This window comes from Flavobacterium sp. (genome assembly GCF_027484945.1).
Classification (GTDB): domain Bacteria; phylum Bacteroidota; class Bacteroidia; order Flavobacteriales; family Flavobacteriaceae; genus Flavobacterium.
Genome location: NZ_JAIXRZ010000003.1, coordinates 46,892 through 65,717, shown reverse-complemented (window position 1 = coordinate 65,717; position 18,826 = coordinate 46,892). Strand labels below are relative to the sequence as shown.

Genomic DNA, 18,826 nt, shown 5'->3' with positions numbered 1-18,826 from the left:
AAATTTGTTTAACTAATAACATAAAAGATTAAACAAATTTTAAGATATCTCCTAATTTTTGCGCTCTAACCCGGGTAGGTTCCGATAATATTGAGTATTTTTGTCCAACTTTTTTAATAATTCGATGCAAACGCCACAAAGAATTGCGATTGTAGGTTCTGGATTAGTCGGAACTTTATTGGCAATCTACCTCAAGAAACAAGGGCATACCGTTCATGTTTATGACCGCAGTGCAGATATTCGTACGGTAGAATTTTCGGGTCGTTCAATCAATTTAGTAATGTCAGATCGCGGCTGGAAAGCGCTAGCTGATATTGGATTGGATGATGCGATTAAACGCATTGGAATCCCTGTAGATAAAAGAGCCATACACCTAAAAGAAGGAAGCCTGACTTATCAGAAATACGGTAAAGAAGGAGAAGCTATATATTCGTTATCCCGTGGAGTTTTAAATCGAAAAATGATTGATTTGGCCGAAGCGGCAGGGGTGGAGTTCTTTTTTGAATACCGCATTTGGGATGTAACTTTAGCTACGGCTACCTTACATATTGGACCTTCAGAGAATGGACCATGGACGGATTTAAAATACGACAAAGTTTTTGGTGCTGATGGCGCGTTTTCTCGTATTCGCCATCGTATGCAGCGCCAAAGTATGTTTGATTATTCCCAAGAATTTATGAAGATTGGCTATAAAGAATTGCATATTCCAGCCAATCCCGATAGTTCGCACAAAATTGATAAAAATTCACTACACATCTGGCCTCGCGGTAATTTTATGTTGATGGCTTTGGCCAATTTGGATGGATCGTTTACATGCACATTATTTATGCCTTTTGAGGGTGAGAATTCGTTTGAACAATTGAATGATGAAACTACCTTGGTTAACTTTTTTGCCGAATATTTTCCAGACACAGCAGCGGTTATTCCCGACTTGGTGAGCGATTTTTTTAAGAATCCGACGAGTTATTTAGCAATCATGAAATGTTATCCGTGGACTTTTGAAGATAAAGTTGCATTGATTGGCGATTCAGCCCATGCTATTGTGCCCTTTTATGGTCATGGAATGAACGCAGGATTTGAAGATATCACGGTTTTAAATCAGATGATTGAACGCTATGGTAATGATTGGAATGCCGTTTTTCGTGCCTATGAAAAATCGCGTAAACCCAATGCAGATGCAATTGCAGAATTGTCGCGTCGCAATTTTATCGAGATGAGTACAAAGACGGCCGATACACAATTTCATTTACAAAAGAAAATTGAAAAATGGTTTTCTGAAAAACATCCGGATAAATGGATGCCTTTGTACAGCAGAGTAACTTTTAGCCTACAGCCCTATTCAGAGGCCTTGGCAATTGGAGATTTTCAAAATACAATTATGGAACAAATAATGGCTATTCCCGATATCGCTACCAAATGGAACAGCCCCGAAGTAGAAGCCCAATTAATTGCATTGTTGCAAAAAAACTAAGTTGTTGTTTTAAGGTTGGATTTTGGATAGTGACAAACGATGATTAACGAAGAAAATAGATAGCATCCAATTCAAAATTCACAATTCAAAATTCATAATTTAAAATATATGATTCAAAGCATCGTTATTATTCTTCCCGGTGCACTTTCATAAAATCAAATGCTGGCCGACAAACCGATAAATATTCACAGGGTTCGTCAAATGGATTGGAGTATTGTATACGGGTATTTTCGGCAATTCGTATCGATTGTCCCGCTTCTAAAATAAGTATTTCGTCTTCAATAATAAACTGTTTTTTACCCGAAATAATATAGGTGTATTCTTCAAATTCGGGCGTTTGAAAAGGTTCGCTCCAATGCGGTGGTGCAACCATGTGGGCTATCGAAATAGCAGGATTTTTAGTAGCTATTCGGCCATGGTGTTCTTCAATTCGTTTACCATCGGTTGTTGGAACAATAAAAGGATCGGTTTGAATCGTATACTTTTTCATGACTTTATAAATTTTTGGTAATGGGTTGCTGCAGTTGTTGTTATTTTGAGCCAATACATAGCGGGCTCTAGATTGCTGCAGTCAATTGATTTTGTATTTTCACTACTTTTTAGAATACTTCGCCCCGAAGCATCATAAATTTCTATTTCTTTGACGCCAGCAATACTCTCAATGTGTAAAAGCGATTGTACTGGGTTTGGAAACATTTTTACCACTGCTGAAGATGCTCCGGCTGTTGTGATGGCCAGCACCGAAGTGTCTACCAACTGTTGAACTACGGAAGCCACACCACAATGAGTTACGGTTAATGTTACCGTAAATACACCATTTTGGGCATAAGTGTGCAACGGATTGGCCGTTGTAGCAGTAGTTCCATCACCAAAATCCCATAAATAATCCGATGAATTCTGGGATTGATTTTCAAATTGTACCGCTGTTCCAGCAGGATTCGAAAAAGAAAAAGCAGCTACTGGATCGTAGGTGCCAATAAACCATGTGGAACGTTGATCAAATACTACAGTTTTTACAGCATTTTTAATCGTTTGTGCTTCAACGGCTGACAATGTCGATTGAAAACTAATCAAGGTAGGGTCTTTTCGAAAAAGCGTTGTATAAAAAGTACATGCCGCTGCGTAGGAACCCAATAAAGAGGGGTGACTGCCGTCAGCACTATATAAATTCATATCAGGGTAATTGGTTCTTAAATAGCGCCATACTGCTCCAACCGGTGCCGTGATAGCAGATTGTTGTTCAGCCATTATTTGATAGCGTTCCCTGAGTAAGTCATCCATCCCACTGTAAGTACATACCGGTGGGTGGGCGGCACAATTTTGACTATCGCCGTTTTGCCGTCCCCATGTCATATAAAACACGGTTTCGGCGCATGGATTTTGACTGTTAATTAGCGTATTTAAATTTGCAGCAAAAGGAAATACAAGGGAATTTACTTGATTGATTGGAAACGAGGGGAGCTGACTCTGTTCTTGTAAAACAACATAATCCCAATTTCCTTGTGCAATTTTAGCCAAAGAAGTTGTGTTATTAGCATGATCGGACAAGCGATATCCGCCAGGAGTATAACTGTCATACAATAATACATCATTAGTAGATTGGGCTATATTGGCTACTAATAAAGGGAGATTGTTGGTATTTGTATAACTGTTGCCTAAAAACAATACACGCTTCGTTATTGATTGGCCCCAAATGGTTAACGCGAATAAATTAACAACAAGGAGCATTGCATTGTTGCAACTCATGATTTTTGATCGACTTATTTTACTCTGCATCATATTCGATTGAATTAAAAAACAAAGTTAAATATAAACAAGTTAATGTAAGAAATCGTTGGAGAATTTACTTTTTTTGGTGAGATGAAAAATATAAGAAATCGCAAATGGGTATTCCTTTTTTATGATTGAACGATATAGATGGGATTAAATTTTCACCAATTAAAAAAGACAAACTCTTTGGATTATAGATTAGTAATTTGCAAAGAATATAAATTGAAAATTAGGGCACTAATTTTAATTAAAACAAATGCTTCTACGATGCTAAAATTTACTTTTTAATTAAGCATTTTTGAATTTAGTAACCCTTTCTAACAATATTGAACTAAAATTACTCGTTTTTACAATGTTAAGGCAATGTTATGTAGATAAATATTGGCAAAAAAATTAATAATTCAATAGATGTAAGGGTTAATTTTTTACATTTTTTGTTTTAACATACAAGTTTTAATAGAAAATTATAAATGACTAAAAAAGTTTTTTTTTTTGAACTAAAAAATTAAATTTGCCTCAATTCAAGTTAATTTATATCGAATAGCTTTTAAATCATTAAAAACTTAAAAATTTTTAAAAAAATGGCAAACGCAAAAAACGCAAATGGGTCAAACGGAGGTAGCTACTTCTCCGCTATTGTAATTGTATTATGTATTTTCGTAGGATGGTTGGTGTGGCAATTCATCATGGGTGATGGGTCAAACTTCGAAGGTGGAACAAATGAAGGACATCCACTACCAGGTAACTATCTAGCGATGGTCTACAAAGGAGGGCCTATTGTACCTGTACTTATGGGATTATTATTAATGGTAATCACGTTTTCTTTCGAACGATATTTCGTAATATCTAAAGCTTCAGGTAAAGGAAACTTGGACGTTTTCATGAAACAAGCTCAAGCTAACATTGCTCAAGGTAATATTGATGAGGCAATCGCAACATGTGATAAACAACAGGGTTCGGTAGCTAACGCGATTCGTGCGGCTTTAGTTAAATATCAAGATGTTAAAAAAGAAGGATTTAGTTCTGAAGAAGCGGCTGAAATGATACATAAAGAAATCGAAGAAGCTACATCATTGGAAATGCCAATGTTAGAGAAAAATATGACTATTTTGTCAACCTTAGTTTCGTTGGGTACATTAGCAGGTCTTTTGGGTACTGTAACGGGTATGATTAAAGCGTTTGGGGCTCTAGCAACAGCGGGTACTCCTGACCAAGCGATGTTAGCAAATGGTATTTCTGAGGCGTTGATCAACACGGCTACAGGGATTTCTACTTCTGCATTGTCAATTGTAACGTACAACTTATTTACTTCAAAAATTGATACTCTTACGTATTCGATTGACGAGGCAGGTACTGCTATCGTGAACCAATACCGTAAAATGAAAGGAAGCTTAAAATAATTAGCGTAACCATTTAATCAAAAGAAGTAATTATGGCAAAAGTTAAAATGTCCAAGAAGGCGGCGTCTATTGATATGACGGCTATGTGTGACGTTGCGTTCCTTTTGCTTACGTTCTTTATCCTTACGGCTACCGCTAAAAATCCGGAACCGCTTCCCGTTGAAACACCGAACTCTACAGTTCAATCCAAATTGCCAGAAGAAAATTTGGCAGTAATCATTATTGGTGACGGAGATAAAGTGTTTTACGGAATCAAAGGAAGAGATGTTCGCAAAAGAACTCTTGAATTAATGGGTGATAAGTATGGAATTAAATTCAGCGATAATGAAATAAATGAGTTTTCATTGATTGATGAATTTGGTGCTCCAATAGAAGCAATGAAACAAGTTATCGCCATGAAAGGAGCTGATCGTAACAAAGAAGGGGTGCAACCCGGTATTCCTCACGACACACTTGAAAACAATAAGAATAATCAGTTGAAAGACTGGATTTATACTTCACGTCAAGCAAATATTGATGTTCAAAACGAACAATTGAATTTTGCAATTAAAGGCGATGCGAAAGAGCAATATCCAAAAGTGAAACAAATTATGGATGAGCTTCAGAATCAAAAGGTGAACAGCTTTAGCTTGGTAACCGGTTTACGTGGTAAAAACTATTAATCCCAATAAGAAATGGCTGAATTAAATACCAACGACGGTGGTGGCAAGAAAGGCGGGGGCAAGGTTCGCAGTAAAAAACAAAATTCCAAAGTAGACCTCACGGCTATGGTGGACTTGGCGTTCCTTTTGATTACGTTCTTTATGTTGACAACCACCTTGTCGAAACCTCAGGCAATGGATTTGGGATTGCCTGATAAGAATACCGATGATCAACCGGAAACTAAAATTAAAGTAGATCAACGACGTACCATGACAATTATATTGGGTGCTAAAGATAAAATTGAATGGTTTCATGGATTGCTTGAAGCTCCAGAACCAGGAGGCAAGCCAACGAAATCAACACATGGTCGTGAAGGAATTCGCAAAGAGATTTTAAAACGTGTAGCGTCTGTGCCACAAGTGACTGGAAATAAAGATAAAGGTTTGATTGTAATTATCAAGCCTACTGCTAAATCGTCCTACAAGAATTTAGTAGATATCTTGGACGAAATGGCTATTTGTTCCGTGCCGACCTATGCTATTGTTAATGATTTTTCTCCTGAAGAAAAAACATTAGCGGATAAATTAAATAAATAATAACCACTCTTGTAGTACAATATTTATAACGTATGAAACTAGACTTGTTAAAAAAACAATGGTTGGACATCGTTTTCGAAGGGCGTAACAAGAGTTATGGTGCTTACGATTTGCGAATGAAAGACGGAAATACCAATTTGAAAGCCTTCATTATTGGTGCCGTTATTTTTTCAATAGCAGTTGCAACGCCGAAGATTGCTGAATTTATTAGTTCAGTAACGGATGATGATAGCGCTACTATTGACACGAAAATTACAACCGTTAAATTACCTCCTAAGGAGGAAAAACCAAAAGAAGATCTTCCACCACCACCACCGCCACCACCAAAAGTGGATCAGGTGAAGTTTGTGAAGCCTGAAGTAGCCAAAACAGAAGAGGTTACAGAAGAGCCTCCAAAGGTTGAAGATATTAAAGATAAAAACTTAGGGAAAGAAGATATTAAGGGTGATCCAAATGCGGATTTGCGCGTTGAACCACCTGGAAATGGACCCTCAAACCAAGATGTTGTAGAAGAAGATAATACAATCTACAACTCGGCGGGTATTGAACAAAAGCCAGAATTCCCTGGGGGAATTAATAAGTTTTACAACTTTATTAAAAACAATTATCAAGCACCTGAAGAACCCGGTTTAAAAGGTCAGGTTTTTGTTTCTTTCGTAGTTGAAAAAGACGGTTCGTTAACCGATATTAAAGTAGTTCGCGATCTCGGCTATGGTACGGGTAAGGAAGCAGAAAGGGTATTGCGTAAATGCCCGAAATGGACTCCAGCAGAACAGAATGGTAAAAAAGTACGTTGTTCGTATTTAATTCCCATCAAAATTGAAACCCCGGAAGAATAATTTATGTTTGGTAATTTCATTACAAACTATAAGAAGAAATCGCTTAAAGAGCGATTTCTTCTATTTATAGGAATGTTGTCTTTTTTCATTTATATTATTCTAGGATTAATGATTCTCTTTTGGAAAAAAATTCCTTTAAACCTTACAAGCAATCAACGGTACTTGTTTGGAGGGGTAATTATCGTTTATGCCTTTTTTAGATTTATCCGCTTTTTTAATACCTCAACCGATGAAGAAGAAACCAATTAACACCTCTAGTAATATTACGATGCTATCCATGAAGTATTTGGTGTTATTGGTTGCAATGGGATTCGTTTTTTCTTGCAATCAACAACAAGGCAAACTTGAAAAAGATACTATTTTACGCGGAGAAGCAACCGTTTATACGGATGAATCCTTGTTGCCTATTGTTAGCGATCAAGAGCTGGTATTTGAGACAACTTATGATGCCAAACTTCAAATTGTTCCCCTTTCTGAAAAAGAAGTTATACAAAAGCTTTCACAGCAAAAATCGGGTATTGCAATTTTATCGCGTAAATTAAATAAAGAGGAACTGAATTTTTTTAAAGCGCATAAGATTGTGCCACGAACCACACCATTTGCATTGGATGGTTTGGCTTTGATTCGAAACAATAGTGAAAAAGATTCAACGGTCGTGTTGACCGATTTAATTGCATTTCTACAAGGTAAAAATAAAGCGTTTAAAGGTGTCGTATTTGATAACCCCAATTCGGCCAGTGTGCGCTATATGATGGAAAAGGCGTCCATTCAAGAGTTGCCTAAAGAAGGGGTGTATTCGATGAAAAACAGCCAAGAGGTAATCCAGTATGTAGCCGAACACGAAGGAATGATTGGAGTAGTTGGAAGCAATTGGTTGTTTGAACCTTCAGCGCAATTGGCTCCGTATGTTGAAAAAGTACATGAACTTGCAGTGGAAGACACCAATGGTAAATTGAGTTATCCCACCCAAGAAAGCATTGGTACTAACCAATATCCTTTGGCACGTGTTTTGTATATTATCAATTGTCAAGGTTATGAAGGACTCGGAATAGGTTTCGCATCATTCATTGCCGGCGATAAAGGACAACGCATTGTGCTCAAATCTGGAATCGCTCCGGTTCGGGAACCCGGAAGAAAAATAGTTACCCGAAATAAAATTTAATAATCGTAAAATAAATTTTGAATACAATGAGCAAGATTAAATTTTTCAGCGTTGCATTATTTACAGTAAGTGCGATGGTGCAGGCTCAAGATTTAGAGCAAGCAAAAAAAGCAATAGATGCTGAACAATATGATAAGGCAAAATCAATATTGAAAGCAATTCTAAAAACTAAACCTGCGGATGGTAGAGCCGCCTTTTTATTAGGAAATGTTTACCTAAAGCAAAGTGTTGAAGATTCTGCACAATTTACCTTCAATAAAGGATTGTCGGCTGCAGATGGCGGAAAGTTTAATCAGATCGGTTTGGGGCAGTTGGATTTACAATCGGGAAATGTTACAGCAGCCAAAGCAAAGTTTGATCTTGCTGTACAAGGAATGCGTAAAAAAGAGGTCGAAGAATATGTCTACATTGCGCAAGCCTATATGAATGCAGAAAAACCAGATTATCAAGCTGCTTTAACGGTTTTGGAAAAGGCAAAATTAGCCAATCCAAATGATCCCTATGTGAAATTAGCTATTGGTGATGCCTATTACGGCTTAAAAAATCAAAACGAAGCGTATGCAGCCTACCGAGATGCTTACAATACAGATAATACCATAATTCGTGCTAAAATGCAGGAAGGGGTATTGCTGAAGGGTGCAAAAGCCTATGGAGAATCCATTAAAAAATACGACGAAGTAATTGCAATTAATCCCAATTACGGTCCTGTATACCGTGAATTGGCAGAAACCTATTACTTATGGGCCAATAATAAACCCGCAACCTATAAGGAAAACATTGCCAAGGCGCTTTCAAACTACAAGCGATACATGGAATTAACCGATTATTCGTTATCCTCACGTATGCGTCATGCCGATTTCTTAATCTTGACCCGCGATTACAAAGCCTTAGAGATGGAAGCACAAGAAATGCAAAAGTTAGACAATGTAAATCCGCGTATTTTGCGCTATTTGGGTTATGCTGCCTATGAAAATGGGAATACCGATGAGTCAATTAAAGCGCTTACGGATTATTTGTCTAAAGGAACAAGAATTATTGGTGGAGACTACTATTTCTTAGGTTTAGCAAAAATTAAAAAAGCGATTGGAGCCGATGGAAAAACAATTGATCAAGCCCTTTTTACAGAAGGTTTGACTTCATTGAAAAAAGGTGTAGAGCAGGATATGAACTTAGCCAACGGATTAAATGAAATTGGGAAAGCGTATTTTGGACAAAAATTATATGGAGTAGCTGCCGGTATTTTTGAAGCCGCGATTATGAATTCGTCTTCTAAAAACTTTATTGAAGACAATATTTATTATGGATTATGTGTGCATACTATAAACCGTGGAAAAGATGCCAAAACGGCCGATTTAGTAGCTTTGACCAATGCAGACAAAGCAATGGATAATGTTATTGCTGCAAAGCCAGATTATCCAGAAGCGTATTTATACAAAGCCCGTATCAATAGTGTAATGGAAAAAGATGACGTGATGACTAATATGTATGAAAAATATGTAGAAATGATTGTAGCCAAAGGGCCAGAAGAAGTAACTAAAAGTAAAAGTAAACTAACCGAAGCCTACAATAACATGGCCTCTTTCTTTGCCAACACTGATAAAATTAAAGCAAAAGAATTGTTGAATAAAACCTTAGCTTTGGATCCAACCAATACCTATGCAACAGAATCTTTAAAACTTTTAAAATAAGAAAACCATACGTATAAATTAACCCGGATGAATTCCGGGTTTTTTATTTTAATTGGTATACAAACATTGATTTCGTTGATGTTGTTTTTGAAATCCACAAAAACTTCAATAAATTTGTAATGCAATTAAAACGGGTCATTAACTCAGCGGTTCAGAGTGCTACCTTGACAGGGTAGAAGTCACAGGTTCGATTCCCGTATGACCCACGACAACTTCTTCTTTTAGTAGGAGTTTTTTTATGGACAAAAAGGTGAAAATAATAATTTATAATTTAAAATTTATAATAAATTATAAAAAAACCCTACCCGTGAACCGTTTCTTTATTCCCGTATTTTGAAATAATTTCGGTTTCATATGCAATCCATTCTTTCCACCGTTGGTCAACATCTACTTTTTCTGAATATTGGCGTGCGAAATTTAAAAAAGTGGTATAATGCCCTGCTTCACTAATCATTAATTCCCGATAGAATTGCGCCAATTCAGGGTCTTTTATATTGTTGGATAATACTTTAAATCGCTCGCAACTTCGCGCTTCTATCATGGCTGCAAAAAGGAGACGCTCAATTAAAGCATCGTTTCTACTTCCATCTTTTTTCATAAATTTCACCAAATCCCCTACATAATCATCTTTGCGTTCGCGACCCAAAGCCAATCCTCTTTTTTTAATCACTTCGTGAACCATCTCAAAATGCTCCAATTCTTCCCGAGCAATTCGCAACATTTCCGTTACCAAATCTACTTTTTCAGAATTATTCACGATGATGTAAATTGCATTCGATGCGGCTTTCTGTTCACACCATGCATGATCGGTTAAAATTTCTTCAATATTCGATTCGACGATGTTTACCCAACGCGGGTCGGTTGCCAATTGTAATCCAAGCATAATTATTGCATTTTGATGCCACAAAATTAAATGTTTTCTTTGTAGTTATGGAACAGAAAAAGCTTCTTTTTATCGGACTCGTGTGGCCCGAACCGAAATCGTCGGCAGCGGGAACACGATCATTGCAATTACTTGCAGTATTTAAGGAGCAAGGTTATACCATTACGGTCGCTTCGGCTGCTCAAAATATTGAGTTTTCAGAAGACCAAGCCGCATTAGGTTATGCTTTTCAAACCATAGCGGTAAATGATGCCACATTTGATACTTGGGTGCGCAATTTGCAACCCGATGTAGTAGTTTTTGACCGGTTTATCACCGAAGAACAATTTGGATGGCGGGTCCGCGAGCAGTGTCCGAATGCGCTAACACTTTTGGATTCACAAGATGTTCATTTTTTAAGGTTGGCGCGTCAAGAGTCTGTCAAAAATAATGTGCCGCTTACCCGCGAACTGCTGCTTTCGGATACGGCAAAACGTGAATTAGCAGCGTATTACCGTTGCGACTTAGTTTTGGTGATCTCCCAATTTGAGTACGATTGGTTGCAATCAGAATGGCAATTTCCGCATGCGCAATTGGTCTATTTGCCCTTGTTTGGTCAAAAAGCTCCAACGATACCAACCTTTGAAGAACGGTCTGATTTTGTAGTAATTGGTAATTTCCTCCATGAACCCAATTGGGATGCAGTTCAGGTCTTAAAATACCATATTTGGCCCCGAATGCGTCAACAATTACCGCAAGCTCAGCTTCGAATTTATGGTGCCTATGCTACTGAAAAAGTACTGCAGTTGCATCACCCGCAGACTGGATTTCATATAGAAGGACGTGCCGAATCTGCTTTTGATGTACTTGCGAAAGCCAAAGTTATGGTTGCGCCTTTGCGATTTGGAGCGGGTATTAAAGGTAAATTACTAGAAGCAATGCAAGTAGGGACACCTTCGGTTACCACTGCAATTGGCGCAGAAGCAATGCACCCACAAGAACTTTGGAATGGATATATTTCTGATGATTGGGATACGTTTGCCGACCTCGCAATTCAATTATATAAGGATCAAGCGTTATGGACACAAGCACAAGCCAATGGTTTTGCGTTGCTTGATTCGCACTTTAACAAATACACGTTAATTATAAATTTTTGGAAACAGTTCGAAGATTATTCCCTGCACTTAAAAGAATATCGGGAACAACATGTGATCCGACAGTTGTTGCAACATAATACCTTACAAAGCAAACGCTATCTCGCAAAATGGATAGCGGCAAAGAATACGAAATAAAAAAGCTCCATATTCTGGAGCTTTTTATTATTCAGTCAAATTAAATGTATACGTTATTTTACCTACTTGCCGTTCAGCGCCCTCAGGACTTGGCGACCATTTGGTTTGCATTGCGGCAATTTTAGCTTGATTGGCCAAGCAGGATGCAGCGTTGGTTGTCCCACGAGCTCCCGGTTTGGCATCGATTACCGTACCGTTTTTATCAACCGTTATTTGAACGACAACGGTTCCTGTTTCGTTACAAGTATATTTGGGTTGGGGTTTGTTTAAGGCTTTACGACCAGTGAGTGAATATCCAGGACCATTTCCGGGTCCGATTCCACTACCATTTCCTCCTCCCGAACCGCTTCCGCTGCCCGAACCACTTCCGCTGCCCGAGCCCGAACCATTACCACTGCCTGAGCCTCCACCTGAACCACCTTCGCCATAATACCCATTTGAATTTAAGCTGCCATTGGACTTCCCTTTGTTGCCTCCCGAAGCATCGTCGCCATCACCCCCTTTTTTATTTCCTTTTAATAAATTGGCCAAAGCATCGTCTACTTTGCGTACCGGTTGCTTTACATCTATGGGTTTTGTTGTTTTTACCGGTTGTATTGAAGGGGTTGTTGGTTTTTTAACTGGTTCATTTTTTGGAACAAAAACACTAGTGTTCTCATCGTTATTTTCTTCTGCGATTATACTTTCTTCAGGCGCTGCTGTTGCAGTGGATTGGGTTGTTGTAGCTACGTTGAGTGCTTCACTTTGAAAATCGGTTCCCGATCCGAAGTCGCTATCACCAAAATTAACGGTAACGCCACCTCCTCCGCCACCTCCAGCGATTAGTGCTGCCATTTCTGCCTCTGTTGGAGGCCAAAACCGGATAAAAAACATAATTACAAGTAGCACCGCATAAATGGCTGTTGCTATTATAAAGGAGTTGCGCTTATCTTTGGCGGTAGTTTCTCCCATCGGTTTGAGTCCGTCGGAAAGCCGATCAAAATCCGGACTAGCAGGTTGAAAATCATTCTGAGTCATAGAGCCGTTTTGTATTACAACGTTTAAAAATACAAAAAATTATTCAACAGTAAGGTTTTTGGCTGTTTTTGGTAGGCAATAAGTAAGCCAAACATACCCAGCGAATCCTGAAATAGTCGAAGCAATTACAATCGAAAATTTACAGGAGTTCCTAATTTCGGTAGCTTCGAAAGCCAATAATGTGATAAAGATGGACATGGTAAATCCAATACCACCGAGCATGCCTAAGCCGAGTAAACGGTTCCATGTAAAGCCTTCGGGTAACGGTGTAATTTTACATTTAACCGAAAGCCAACTAAATATAAATATCCCCAAAGGTTTTCCAACGACTAAACCTGCAATAATTCCAATACTGTAGGGATGTATCAACGTGTCGAAAACATTTCCATCGATGCTCACAGCGGTATTGCAGAGTGCAAATAAGGGGATGATTAAAAAGGCTACCGGGTTGTGCAACCGGTGTTGAAGGCGATACGAAATACTGCGCGGACTACCATTTTCAAACGGTATAGCAAAAGCCAGTAGGACACCTGTAATGGTTGCATGTACCCCAGAGTGCAACATAAAATACCACATGAAAACACCTCCAATAAGGTACCAAATAAGGGCATTCACTCTACATCGGTTAAGGATAAGCAATAGACCAAAAATTCCTAAAGAAATCCCTAGATTGAATAGATTTAATGAATCGGTATAAAAAATGGCAATCATTAAAATGGCTCCTAAATCGTCAATTACGGCCAAAGCGGTTAGAAAAACTTTCAATGCTACGGGTACACGATTGCCTAAGAGGGATAAAATTCCAATTGCAAAAGCAATATCGGTTGCCATAGGTATACCGTATCCTTTGGAGGTAGGAGTGTTGTAATTGAATAACGTGAAAATTAGAGCTGGAATTAACATGCCACCTAGAGCACCCGCTAGAGGAAATACCGCATCTTTTATTTTGGAAAGTTCTCCAATATAAACCTCCCGTTCGAGTTCGAGTCCGATTAATAAAAAGAAAACCGCCATTAAACCATCGTTTATCCAATACTCGACGGGTTGGCTGCCTATCGGTGTGTGCCATAAGTGTAAATAAGCATCAGACCAACGAGAGTTGGCCAAAAATAAAGACACAATAGTACACGTCACTAAGACTAGACCGCTCGCTTTTTTACTTTCGAAGAATAAAGCAAATAATCGGGTAATTTTCATTTATACCAATTGTTGCAACGCAATTTCAAAAGCGGTTGCACTAATATTGTGGGTGTCAGATTTTCGATCATAGACCCGTTCAATTGCTTTTTTTATGGTCTCCGATGTGTCGTAAAAAATCGCCTCATCGGTCATTTGTACTTTTTTCTCCATAAAATAGGCAAATACTCTTGCCATACCACAATTGGAAATAAAATCGGGAATTAAACTCACGCGGCTATCTACATCCTCCATTATGGGTCCGAAGAAAATTTCTTTATCGGCAAAAGGAACATTAGCGCCACACGTTATCACTTCCAATCCACTGGTAATCATAGCGTCAACTTGGGCTTGGGTTACCAATCGCGAAGCGGCACATGGCGCAAAAATATGTGCGCCTAACGACCAAATTTTTTCATTGATTTCGGCAAAGGGTAGCATGTTTTCAGCTACCAATTTGTTACCGTCTTTATTTAAAAATAACCGTTTGATTTCGTCAAAACTAAATCCACTCTCTTGAATAACTCCGCCGTCGCGGTCGATAATTCCAATAACGGTTACCCCCATTTGTGCAAGGTAAAATGCAGCTGCCGAACCCACATTGCCAAATCCTTGAACGATAGCTTTTTTGCCCTTAAAATCGCCGCCATACGAAGTGTAGAAATGACGCACGGCCTCAGCTACACCATATCCAGTAATCATATCGGCGATCGTAAATTTACGCAACACATCAGGAGAAAATTTTGGGTTTTCAATGACTTTAATAACCCCTTGGCGCAGTTGTCCAATACGGTTGATTTTATCGGCTTCTGTAGGTTTGAAATGTCCATTGAATACCCCTTCTTGTGGATGCCATACCCCACATTCTTCGGTCATCGGAATTACTTCGTGGATTTCGTCCACATTCAAATCACCTCCCGTTCCATAATAACTTTTTAATAGAGGAGCGACGGCTTTGTACCAACGTTTTAAAACTTCATTTTTGCGCGGGTCGTTGGGATCAAAATTGATACCTGATTTTGCGCCACCGATCGCCGGACCTGAAACCGTGAATTTTACCTCCATGGTTTTGGCTAGTGATAGCACTTCATTCATGTCTAGTCCTTTACGCATTCGGGTTCCGCCACCAGCTGCACCACCACGTAACGAGTTAATCACAGTCCAACCTTCGGCTTCAGTTTCACTATCTTTCCAGTTGAATACGATTTCCGGTTGTTTATTTTCGAATTTTTTAAGTAAATCTTTCATTCCAGTTTGTTTCAGTTGCAAAAATACGGATTCATTCACAATATTTGTTTTACGAAGTAGATTTATACACTTTTCCACTCGAGTGGTCGTGTTTTGCCCCGGTTACACTACTGAGCACATTGATTTCATTCCGCAATCGTAATACACCCAACAAACCAAAGATTAACGCCTCCTTAAATTCCAGAGTTTTGGCGTCGGGAATAATGAATTCTATTTTGGGAAGATAAGAACCCATTCGATCCAATAAAAAATGATTGTAAGCTCCGCCCCCTGTAACCAAAATTTTCCCTTCGGATTGGGGTAATGCTTGTGCCGTTTGATAGGCAATATGTTCAACAAACGTACACAAGGTATCTTCGGTCGCTATCGGATAATTTGCCATTAAGAGCAGTATCCATTCCTTTACAAATTCAAAACCCAACGATTTTGGAAATGGTTTTTGATAATACGCTAATCCGTTAAGCGTGTTGAGTAGTTCTGTATGAACTTCTCCGGATGCTGCAATTTTTCCACCCGCATCATAGGGGAGATCAAGTAGATTGGCATAATGATTCAATACCGTATTTACTGGCGAAATATCAAAAGCCAAACGTTGTCCAAGGTGTTCAAAAGATACATTTGAAAAACCGCCAAGGTTCAAGCAATAGGTGTAGTCTGCAAAAAGTAAGCGATCACCAATAGGGACTAAAGGCGCTCCTTGTCCACCCAACGCTACATCCTGTACGCGAAAGTCGCAAACCACAGTTTGTTTAACTAGTTTGGCGATTTCGGGTAGATTGCCGATTTGCAGCGTAATTCCGTTTTGGGGTTGGTGTAAAATAGTATGACCATGGGAGCAAACGGCATCAATATTTTGAATCGAATTTTGGTCGATGAAATCTGCAATAACCGCACCGAGATACTGGGTATAATCGCGATTAATTTGTTGAAGTTCGTCTGCCGAAAAACCGATTGCCTCTTTTAAGCGCTTCACCCAATGATCGGGATAGGGTTGTGTTTCTGTTGTGCCTATTTCAAAGTGCCAATGCCCATTTTTGAACGTAAAAAAAAGTTCGGCCAAGTCAATGCCGTCAAGCGATGTGCCCGACATTACGCCGAGAATATGATAGGATTGTTTAGACATTTTCTAAAATTACGAAAACGTTTGAAGTTTCGCTTTTTATATTATACATTTGAACACCAAAATTAAAATTTACGATTTAACAAACACGATTTTTATGGATTTTAATCTTACCGAAGAGCATTTAATGATTCAACAGGCGGCGCGCGATTTTGCTCAAAATGAATTATTGCCCGGCGTAATTGAACGCGACGAACATTCGAAGTTTCCTACCGAACAAGTTAAATTGATGGGTGAATTGGGTTTTATGGGAATGATGGTCGACCCAAAATACGGAGGTGCAGGATTGGATAGCGTTTCTTATGTTTTGGCAATGACAGAAATCGCCAAAATTGATGCTTCGGCAGCCGTAATTATGTCGGTAAACAATTCTCTTGTTTGTGCAGGAATGGAGAAATATTGTAGTGAAGAACAAAAAATGAAGTATTTGGTTCCGCTTGCTAAAGGTGAAGTGATTGGTGCATTTTGTTTGTCAGAACCCGAAGCAGGATCCGATGCGACATCGCAAAAAACTACAGCTATTGATAAGGGAGATTATTATTTGTTAAACGGAACTAAAAATTGGATAACCAATGGTTCAACCGCTTCAACCTATCTGGTAATGGCGCAAACCGATGCAGAAAAAGGACATAAAGGAATCAATGCCTTTATTGTTGAACGGGGTTGGGAAGGTTTTGAAATCGGACCTAAAGAGAAGAAAATGGGAATCCGTGGATCTGACACCCATTCGTTAATGTTTACCGATGTTAAAGTGCCAAAAGCCAATCGAATTGGTGAAGATGGCTTCGGATTCTCGTTTGCAATGAATGTTTTAAATGGAGGACGAATTGGTATTGCTTCTCAAGCTTTAGGTATTGCATATGGCGCTTATGAATTAGCGTTAAAGTATGCGCAAGAGCGTAAAGCGTTTGGAAAAGAAATTTTTAAACATCAAGCAATTGCATTCAAATTGGCCGATATGTATGTGAAAACTACTGCAGCCAAATTACTAGTGATGAAAGCCGCTGTTGAAAAAGATGAAGGAAAAGATATCGCTCATAGCGGAGCGATGGCTAAATTATACGCTTCAGAAGTAGCATTAGAAGTTGCTAATGAAGCCGTTCAAATTCATGGAGGTAACGGTTATGTAGCCGAATATCATGTGGAGCGTATGATGCGTGATTCGAAGATTACGCAAATTTATGAAGGGACCTCTGAAATTCAACGTATAGTGATTTCACGTGGATTAATAAGCTAAAAGTGGTGAAGAAGGCCTTAGTTTTTATAGTACTAATACTGCCATTTTACCTTTTAGCCCAAAATAACTCAGGGAAAACTATAGCAGAATACCTTGCTATTTACGAAAAGTTACATGCACAACCCGAATTGAGTGGCCAAGAGAAAAACACGGCCACTTTTTTGCGTAAATGCCTACAAGAATGGGGGTATCAAATAACAGATTCTTTGGGTTTTTATAGTTTTGCCGCCGTTTTAAAAAATGGGAAAGGGCCCACGATAATGTACCGTACCGATATGGATGCGTTACCGGTAAAAGAACAAACCCAACTGCCTTTTTCGAGTTCAGTGGTGGCCAATAAAGATGGCGTAGATGTACCGGTTATGCATGCCTGTGGTCACGATGTACACATGGTGACATGGTTAGCGGTAGCCGATTATTTTGCCCATCATCCAAAAGAATGGAAGGGAACGTTGGTGCTATTGGCGCAGTCAGCCGAAGAGATAGGGCAGGGCGCAAAAAAAGCCATTGCACAACCGAACTTTAATCAATTACCCCAGCCCAATTATCAAATTGCAATGCACAATAATGCCGATCTTGCTGTAGGACAAGTTGGATTTTGTGACGGATATGCTATGGCTGCTGTAGATATGATGAATATCATTATTCATGGCAAAGGAGGGCATGGTGCTGTGCCACAAAATACAATAGACCCTATTATTTTGGCAGCCCAATTTGTAACTGAAATTCAAACCATCGTAAGTCGTAATTTACCCCCAATTGAAGCTGCTGTAGTTACTGTTGGTGCGATTCATGGTGGGACTATTGGAAATGTAATTCCCAATCAGGTTGAATTAAAGTTAACCATTCGGAGTTTTTCACCCCAAGCACGACAGTTAATACTCGACCGACTTAAAACTATTGGTGATGGGTTAGCGACTGCTGCAGGTTTGCCCCAAAGTCTTTGGCCCGAATACCAACTACTAGATATGTCTATTGGTCCCGTATTTAATGATAGCCAAATGGGAAAACGAGTAGCGGCATCGTTAAAGAAAAAATATGGTGAAAAAGCAATTGTTTCGGTAGATCCTGTCATGATTGGTGAAGATTTTGGAATGTATCGTACCGATCCCAATATCCCCTCTTACTTATTATGGATGGGTACTTTAACGCCTGCATCACAACAAAAATACACGGCTCAAAACCAAAAATTTCCCTCCTTACATTCCCCAAATTTTGCTCCCGATTACCAAGAATCATTACCCCAATCAATTCAAATGATGACCACTGCACTACAAGCGTTATTCGTCTCACACTAACGAATAGA

Annotated in this window: 17 protein-coding genes and 1 tRNA gene; 11 read left to right on the top strand and 7 right to left on the bottom strand. The window is 38.9% G+C overall.

What is annotated here, in order from left to right; all coding sequences use genetic code 11:
- The first annotated feature begins 124 nt into the window (after positions 1 to 124).
- Positions 125 to 1,471 carry an NAD(P)/FAD-dependent oxidoreductase gene (locus Q0039_RS00435; protein ID WP_297507366.1) on the top strand — a complete coding sequence of 449 codons (1,347 nt, stop codon included), beginning with the start codon at positions 125 to 127 and terminating at the stop codon, positions 1,469 to 1,471.
- Between the two features lie 127 nt (positions 1,472 to 1,598).
- On the opposite strand, the gene Q0039_RS00430 is transcribed toward Q0039_RS00435, so the two are convergent.
- Positions 1,599 to 1,961: a cupin domain-containing protein gene (locus Q0039_RS00430; RefSeq protein ID WP_297507363.1), complete on the bottom strand. Its 363-nt coding sequence runs from the start codon at positions 1,959 to 1,961 to the stop codon at positions 1,599 to 1,601.
- The gene (locus Q0039_RS00425; protein ID WP_297507360.1) at positions 1,958 to 3,250 is read right to left on the bottom strand and encodes a PKD domain-containing protein; all 1,293 of its coding nucleotides are present in this window, start codon (positions 3,248 to 3,250) and stop codon (positions 1,958 to 1,960) included. Before Q0039_RS00425 ends, Q0039_RS00430 begins: the two co-directional genes overlap by 4 nt.
- Positions 3,251 to 3,822: 572 nt before the next feature.
- On the opposite strand from Q0039_RS00425, the gene Q0039_RS00420 reads away from it, so the two are divergent.
- The 7 genes from Q0039_RS00420 to Q0039_RS00390 all read left to right on the top strand — a co-directional run bounded on the left by Q0039_RS00420 (position 3,823) and on the right by Q0039_RS00390 (position 9,774).
- Entirely contained in the window at positions 3,823 to 4,641 is an 819-nt protein-coding gene (locus tag Q0039_RS00420) for a MotA/TolQ/ExbB proton channel family protein (protein ID WP_297507357.1), read from the top strand.
- Positions 4,642 to 4,673: 32 nt separating this feature from the next.
- The gene (locus Q0039_RS00415; protein ID WP_297507354.1) at positions 4,674 to 5,303 is read left to right on the top strand and encodes a biopolymer transporter ExbD; all 630 of its coding nucleotides are present in this window, start codon (positions 4,674 to 4,676) and stop codon (positions 5,301 to 5,303) included.
- Between the two features lie 12 nt (positions 5,304 to 5,315).
- Positions 5,316 to 5,879 carry a biopolymer transporter ExbD gene (locus tag Q0039_RS00410; protein ID WP_297507351.1) on the top strand — a complete coding sequence of 188 codons (564 nt, stop codon included), beginning with the start codon at positions 5,316 to 5,318 and terminating at the stop codon, positions 5,877 to 5,879.
- A gap of 32 nt (positions 5,880 to 5,911) precedes the next feature.
- Positions 5,912 to 6,718, top strand: coding sequence for an energy transducer TonB (locus Q0039_RS00405; RefSeq protein WP_297507349.1), 807 nt, complete (start codon positions 5,912 to 5,914; stop codon positions 6,716 to 6,718).
- A gap of 229 nt (positions 6,719 to 6,947) precedes the next feature.
- Positions 6,948 to 7,880: a substrate-binding domain-containing protein gene (locus Q0039_RS00400; RefSeq protein WP_297507346.1), complete on the top strand. Its 933-nt coding sequence runs from the start codon at positions 6,948 to 6,950 to the stop codon at positions 7,878 to 7,880.
- A gap of 26 nt (positions 7,881 to 7,906) precedes the next feature.
- Complete coding sequence (locus Q0039_RS00395) at positions 7,907 to 9,568, top strand: tetratricopeptide repeat protein (RefSeq protein WP_297507343.1); 1,662 nt, start codon at positions 7,907 to 7,909, stop codon at positions 9,566 to 9,568.
- Between the two features lie 132 nt (positions 9,569 to 9,700).
- A tRNA-Val gene (locus Q0039_RS00390) sits at positions 9,701 to 9,774 on the top strand.
- Positions 9,775 to 9,869: 95 nt separating this feature from the next.
- Here Q0039_RS00390 and Q0039_RS00385 read toward each other — a convergent pair.
- Positions 9,870 to 10,451, bottom strand: a complete 582-nt coding sequence (locus tag Q0039_RS00385; RefSeq protein ID WP_297507340.1) for a tRNA-(ms[2]io[6]A)-hydroxylase — start codon at positions 10,449 to 10,451, stop codon at positions 9,870 to 9,872.
- A gap of 47 nt (positions 10,452 to 10,498) precedes the next feature.
- Here Q0039_RS00385 and Q0039_RS00380 point away from each other — a divergent pair, with 47 nt between their 5' ends.
- A complete protein-coding gene (locus tag Q0039_RS00380; protein WP_297507337.1) occupies positions 10,499 to 11,722 on the top strand; it encodes a glycosyltransferase family 4 protein in 1,224 nt (407 codons plus the stop codon).
- A gap of 27 nt (positions 11,723 to 11,749) precedes the next feature.
- On the opposite strand, the gene Q0039_RS00375 is transcribed toward Q0039_RS00380, so the two are convergent.
- From Q0039_RS00375 to Q0039_RS00360, 4 genes are read right to left on the bottom strand one after another with little or no spacing between them, the layout of a single operon-like run.
- Positions 11,750 to 12,739, bottom strand: coding sequence for an energy transducer TonB (locus Q0039_RS00375; RefSeq protein WP_297507334.1), 990 nt, complete (start codon positions 12,737 to 12,739; stop codon positions 11,750 to 11,752).
- Positions 12,740 to 12,778: 39 nt separating this feature from the next.
- The gene (nhaA, locus tag Q0039_RS00370) at positions 12,779 to 13,936 is read right to left on the bottom strand and encodes a Na+/H+ antiporter NhaA (protein WP_297507331.1); all 1,158 of its coding nucleotides are present in this window, start codon (positions 13,934 to 13,936) and stop codon (positions 12,779 to 12,781) included.
- Positions 13,937 to 15,163, bottom strand: a complete 1,227-nt coding sequence (locus Q0039_RS00365) for a Glu/Leu/Phe/Val dehydrogenase dimerization domain-containing protein (RefSeq protein ID WP_297507328.1) — start codon at positions 15,161 to 15,163, stop codon at positions 13,937 to 13,939.
- Positions 15,164 to 15,212: 49 nt separating this feature from the next.
- Complete coding sequence (locus Q0039_RS00360; protein ID WP_297507325.1) at positions 15,213 to 16,286, bottom strand: anhydro-N-acetylmuramic acid kinase; 1,074 nt, start codon at positions 16,284 to 16,286, stop codon at positions 15,213 to 15,215.
- 94 nt (positions 16,287 to 16,380) lie between these two features.
- Between Q0039_RS00360 and Q0039_RS00355 the strand changes: the two genes are divergently transcribed.
- A complete protein-coding gene (locus Q0039_RS00355) occupies positions 16,381 to 17,520 on the top strand; it encodes an acyl-CoA dehydrogenase family protein (RefSeq protein WP_297507323.1) in 1,140 nt (379 codons plus the stop codon).
- Positions 17,521 to 17,525: 5 nt separating this feature from the next.
- Positions 17,526 to 18,818 (top strand): amidohydrolase, encoded by a 1,293-nt coding sequence (locus Q0039_RS00350; protein WP_297507320.1) that lies wholly within the window; start codon positions 17,526 to 17,528, stop codon positions 18,816 to 18,818.
- Positions 18,819 to 18,826 lie beyond the last annotated feature (8 nt).

Coding starts and splice junctions, on each gene's coding strand:
- Q0039_RS00435 (WP_297507366.1), top strand. CDS start 125: ATGCAAACGCCACAAAGAATTGCGATTGTAGGTTCTGGATTAGTCGGA.
- Q0039_RS00430 (WP_297507363.1), bottom strand. CDS start 1,961: ATGAAAAAGTATACGATTCAAACCGATCCTTTTATTGTTCCAACAACC.
- Q0039_RS00425 (WP_297507360.1), bottom strand. CDS start 3,250: ATGATGCAGAGTAAAATAAGTCGATCAAAAATCATGAGTTGCAACAAT.
- Q0039_RS00420 (WP_297507357.1), top strand. CDS start 3,823: ATGGCAAACGCAAAAAACGCAAATGGGTCAAACGGAGGTAGCTACTTC.
- Q0039_RS00415 (WP_297507354.1), top strand. CDS start 4,674: ATGGCAAAAGTTAAAATGTCCAAGAAGGCGGCGTCTATTGATATGACG.
- Q0039_RS00410 (WP_297507351.1), top strand. CDS start 5,316: ATGGCTGAATTAAATACCAACGACGGTGGTGGCAAGAAAGGCGGGGGC.
- Q0039_RS00405 (WP_297507349.1), top strand. CDS start 5,912: ATGAAACTAGACTTGTTAAAAAAACAATGGTTGGACATCGTTTTCGAA.
- Q0039_RS00400 (WP_297507346.1), top strand. CDS start 6,948: ATGAAGAAGAAACCAATTAACACCTCTAGTAATATTACGATGCTATCC.
- Q0039_RS00395 (WP_297507343.1), top strand. CDS start 7,907: ATGAGCAAGATTAAATTTTTCAGCGTTGCATTATTTACAGTAAGTGCG.
- Q0039_RS00385 (WP_297507340.1), bottom strand. CDS start 10,451: ATGCTTGGATTACAATTGGCAACCGACCCGCGTTGGGTAAACATCGTC.
- Q0039_RS00380 (WP_297507337.1), top strand. CDS start 10,499: ATGGAACAGAAAAAGCTTCTTTTTATCGGACTCGTGTGGCCCGAACCG.
- Q0039_RS00375 (WP_297507334.1), bottom strand. CDS start 12,739: ATGACTCAGAATGATTTTCAACCTGCTAGTCCGGATTTTGATCGGCTT.
- nhaA (WP_297507331.1), bottom strand. CDS start 13,936: ATGAAAATTACCCGATTATTTGCTTTATTCTTCGAAAGTAAAAAAGCG.
- Q0039_RS00365 (WP_297507328.1), bottom strand. CDS start 15,163: ATGAAAGATTTACTTAAAAAATTCGAAAATAAACAACCGGAAATCGTA.
- Q0039_RS00360 (WP_297507325.1), bottom strand. CDS start 16,286: ATGTCTAAACAATCCTATCATATTCTCGGCGTAATGTCGGGCACATCG.
- Q0039_RS00355 (WP_297507323.1), top strand. CDS start 16,381: ATGGATTTTAATCTTACCGAAGAGCATTTAATGATTCAACAGGCGGCG.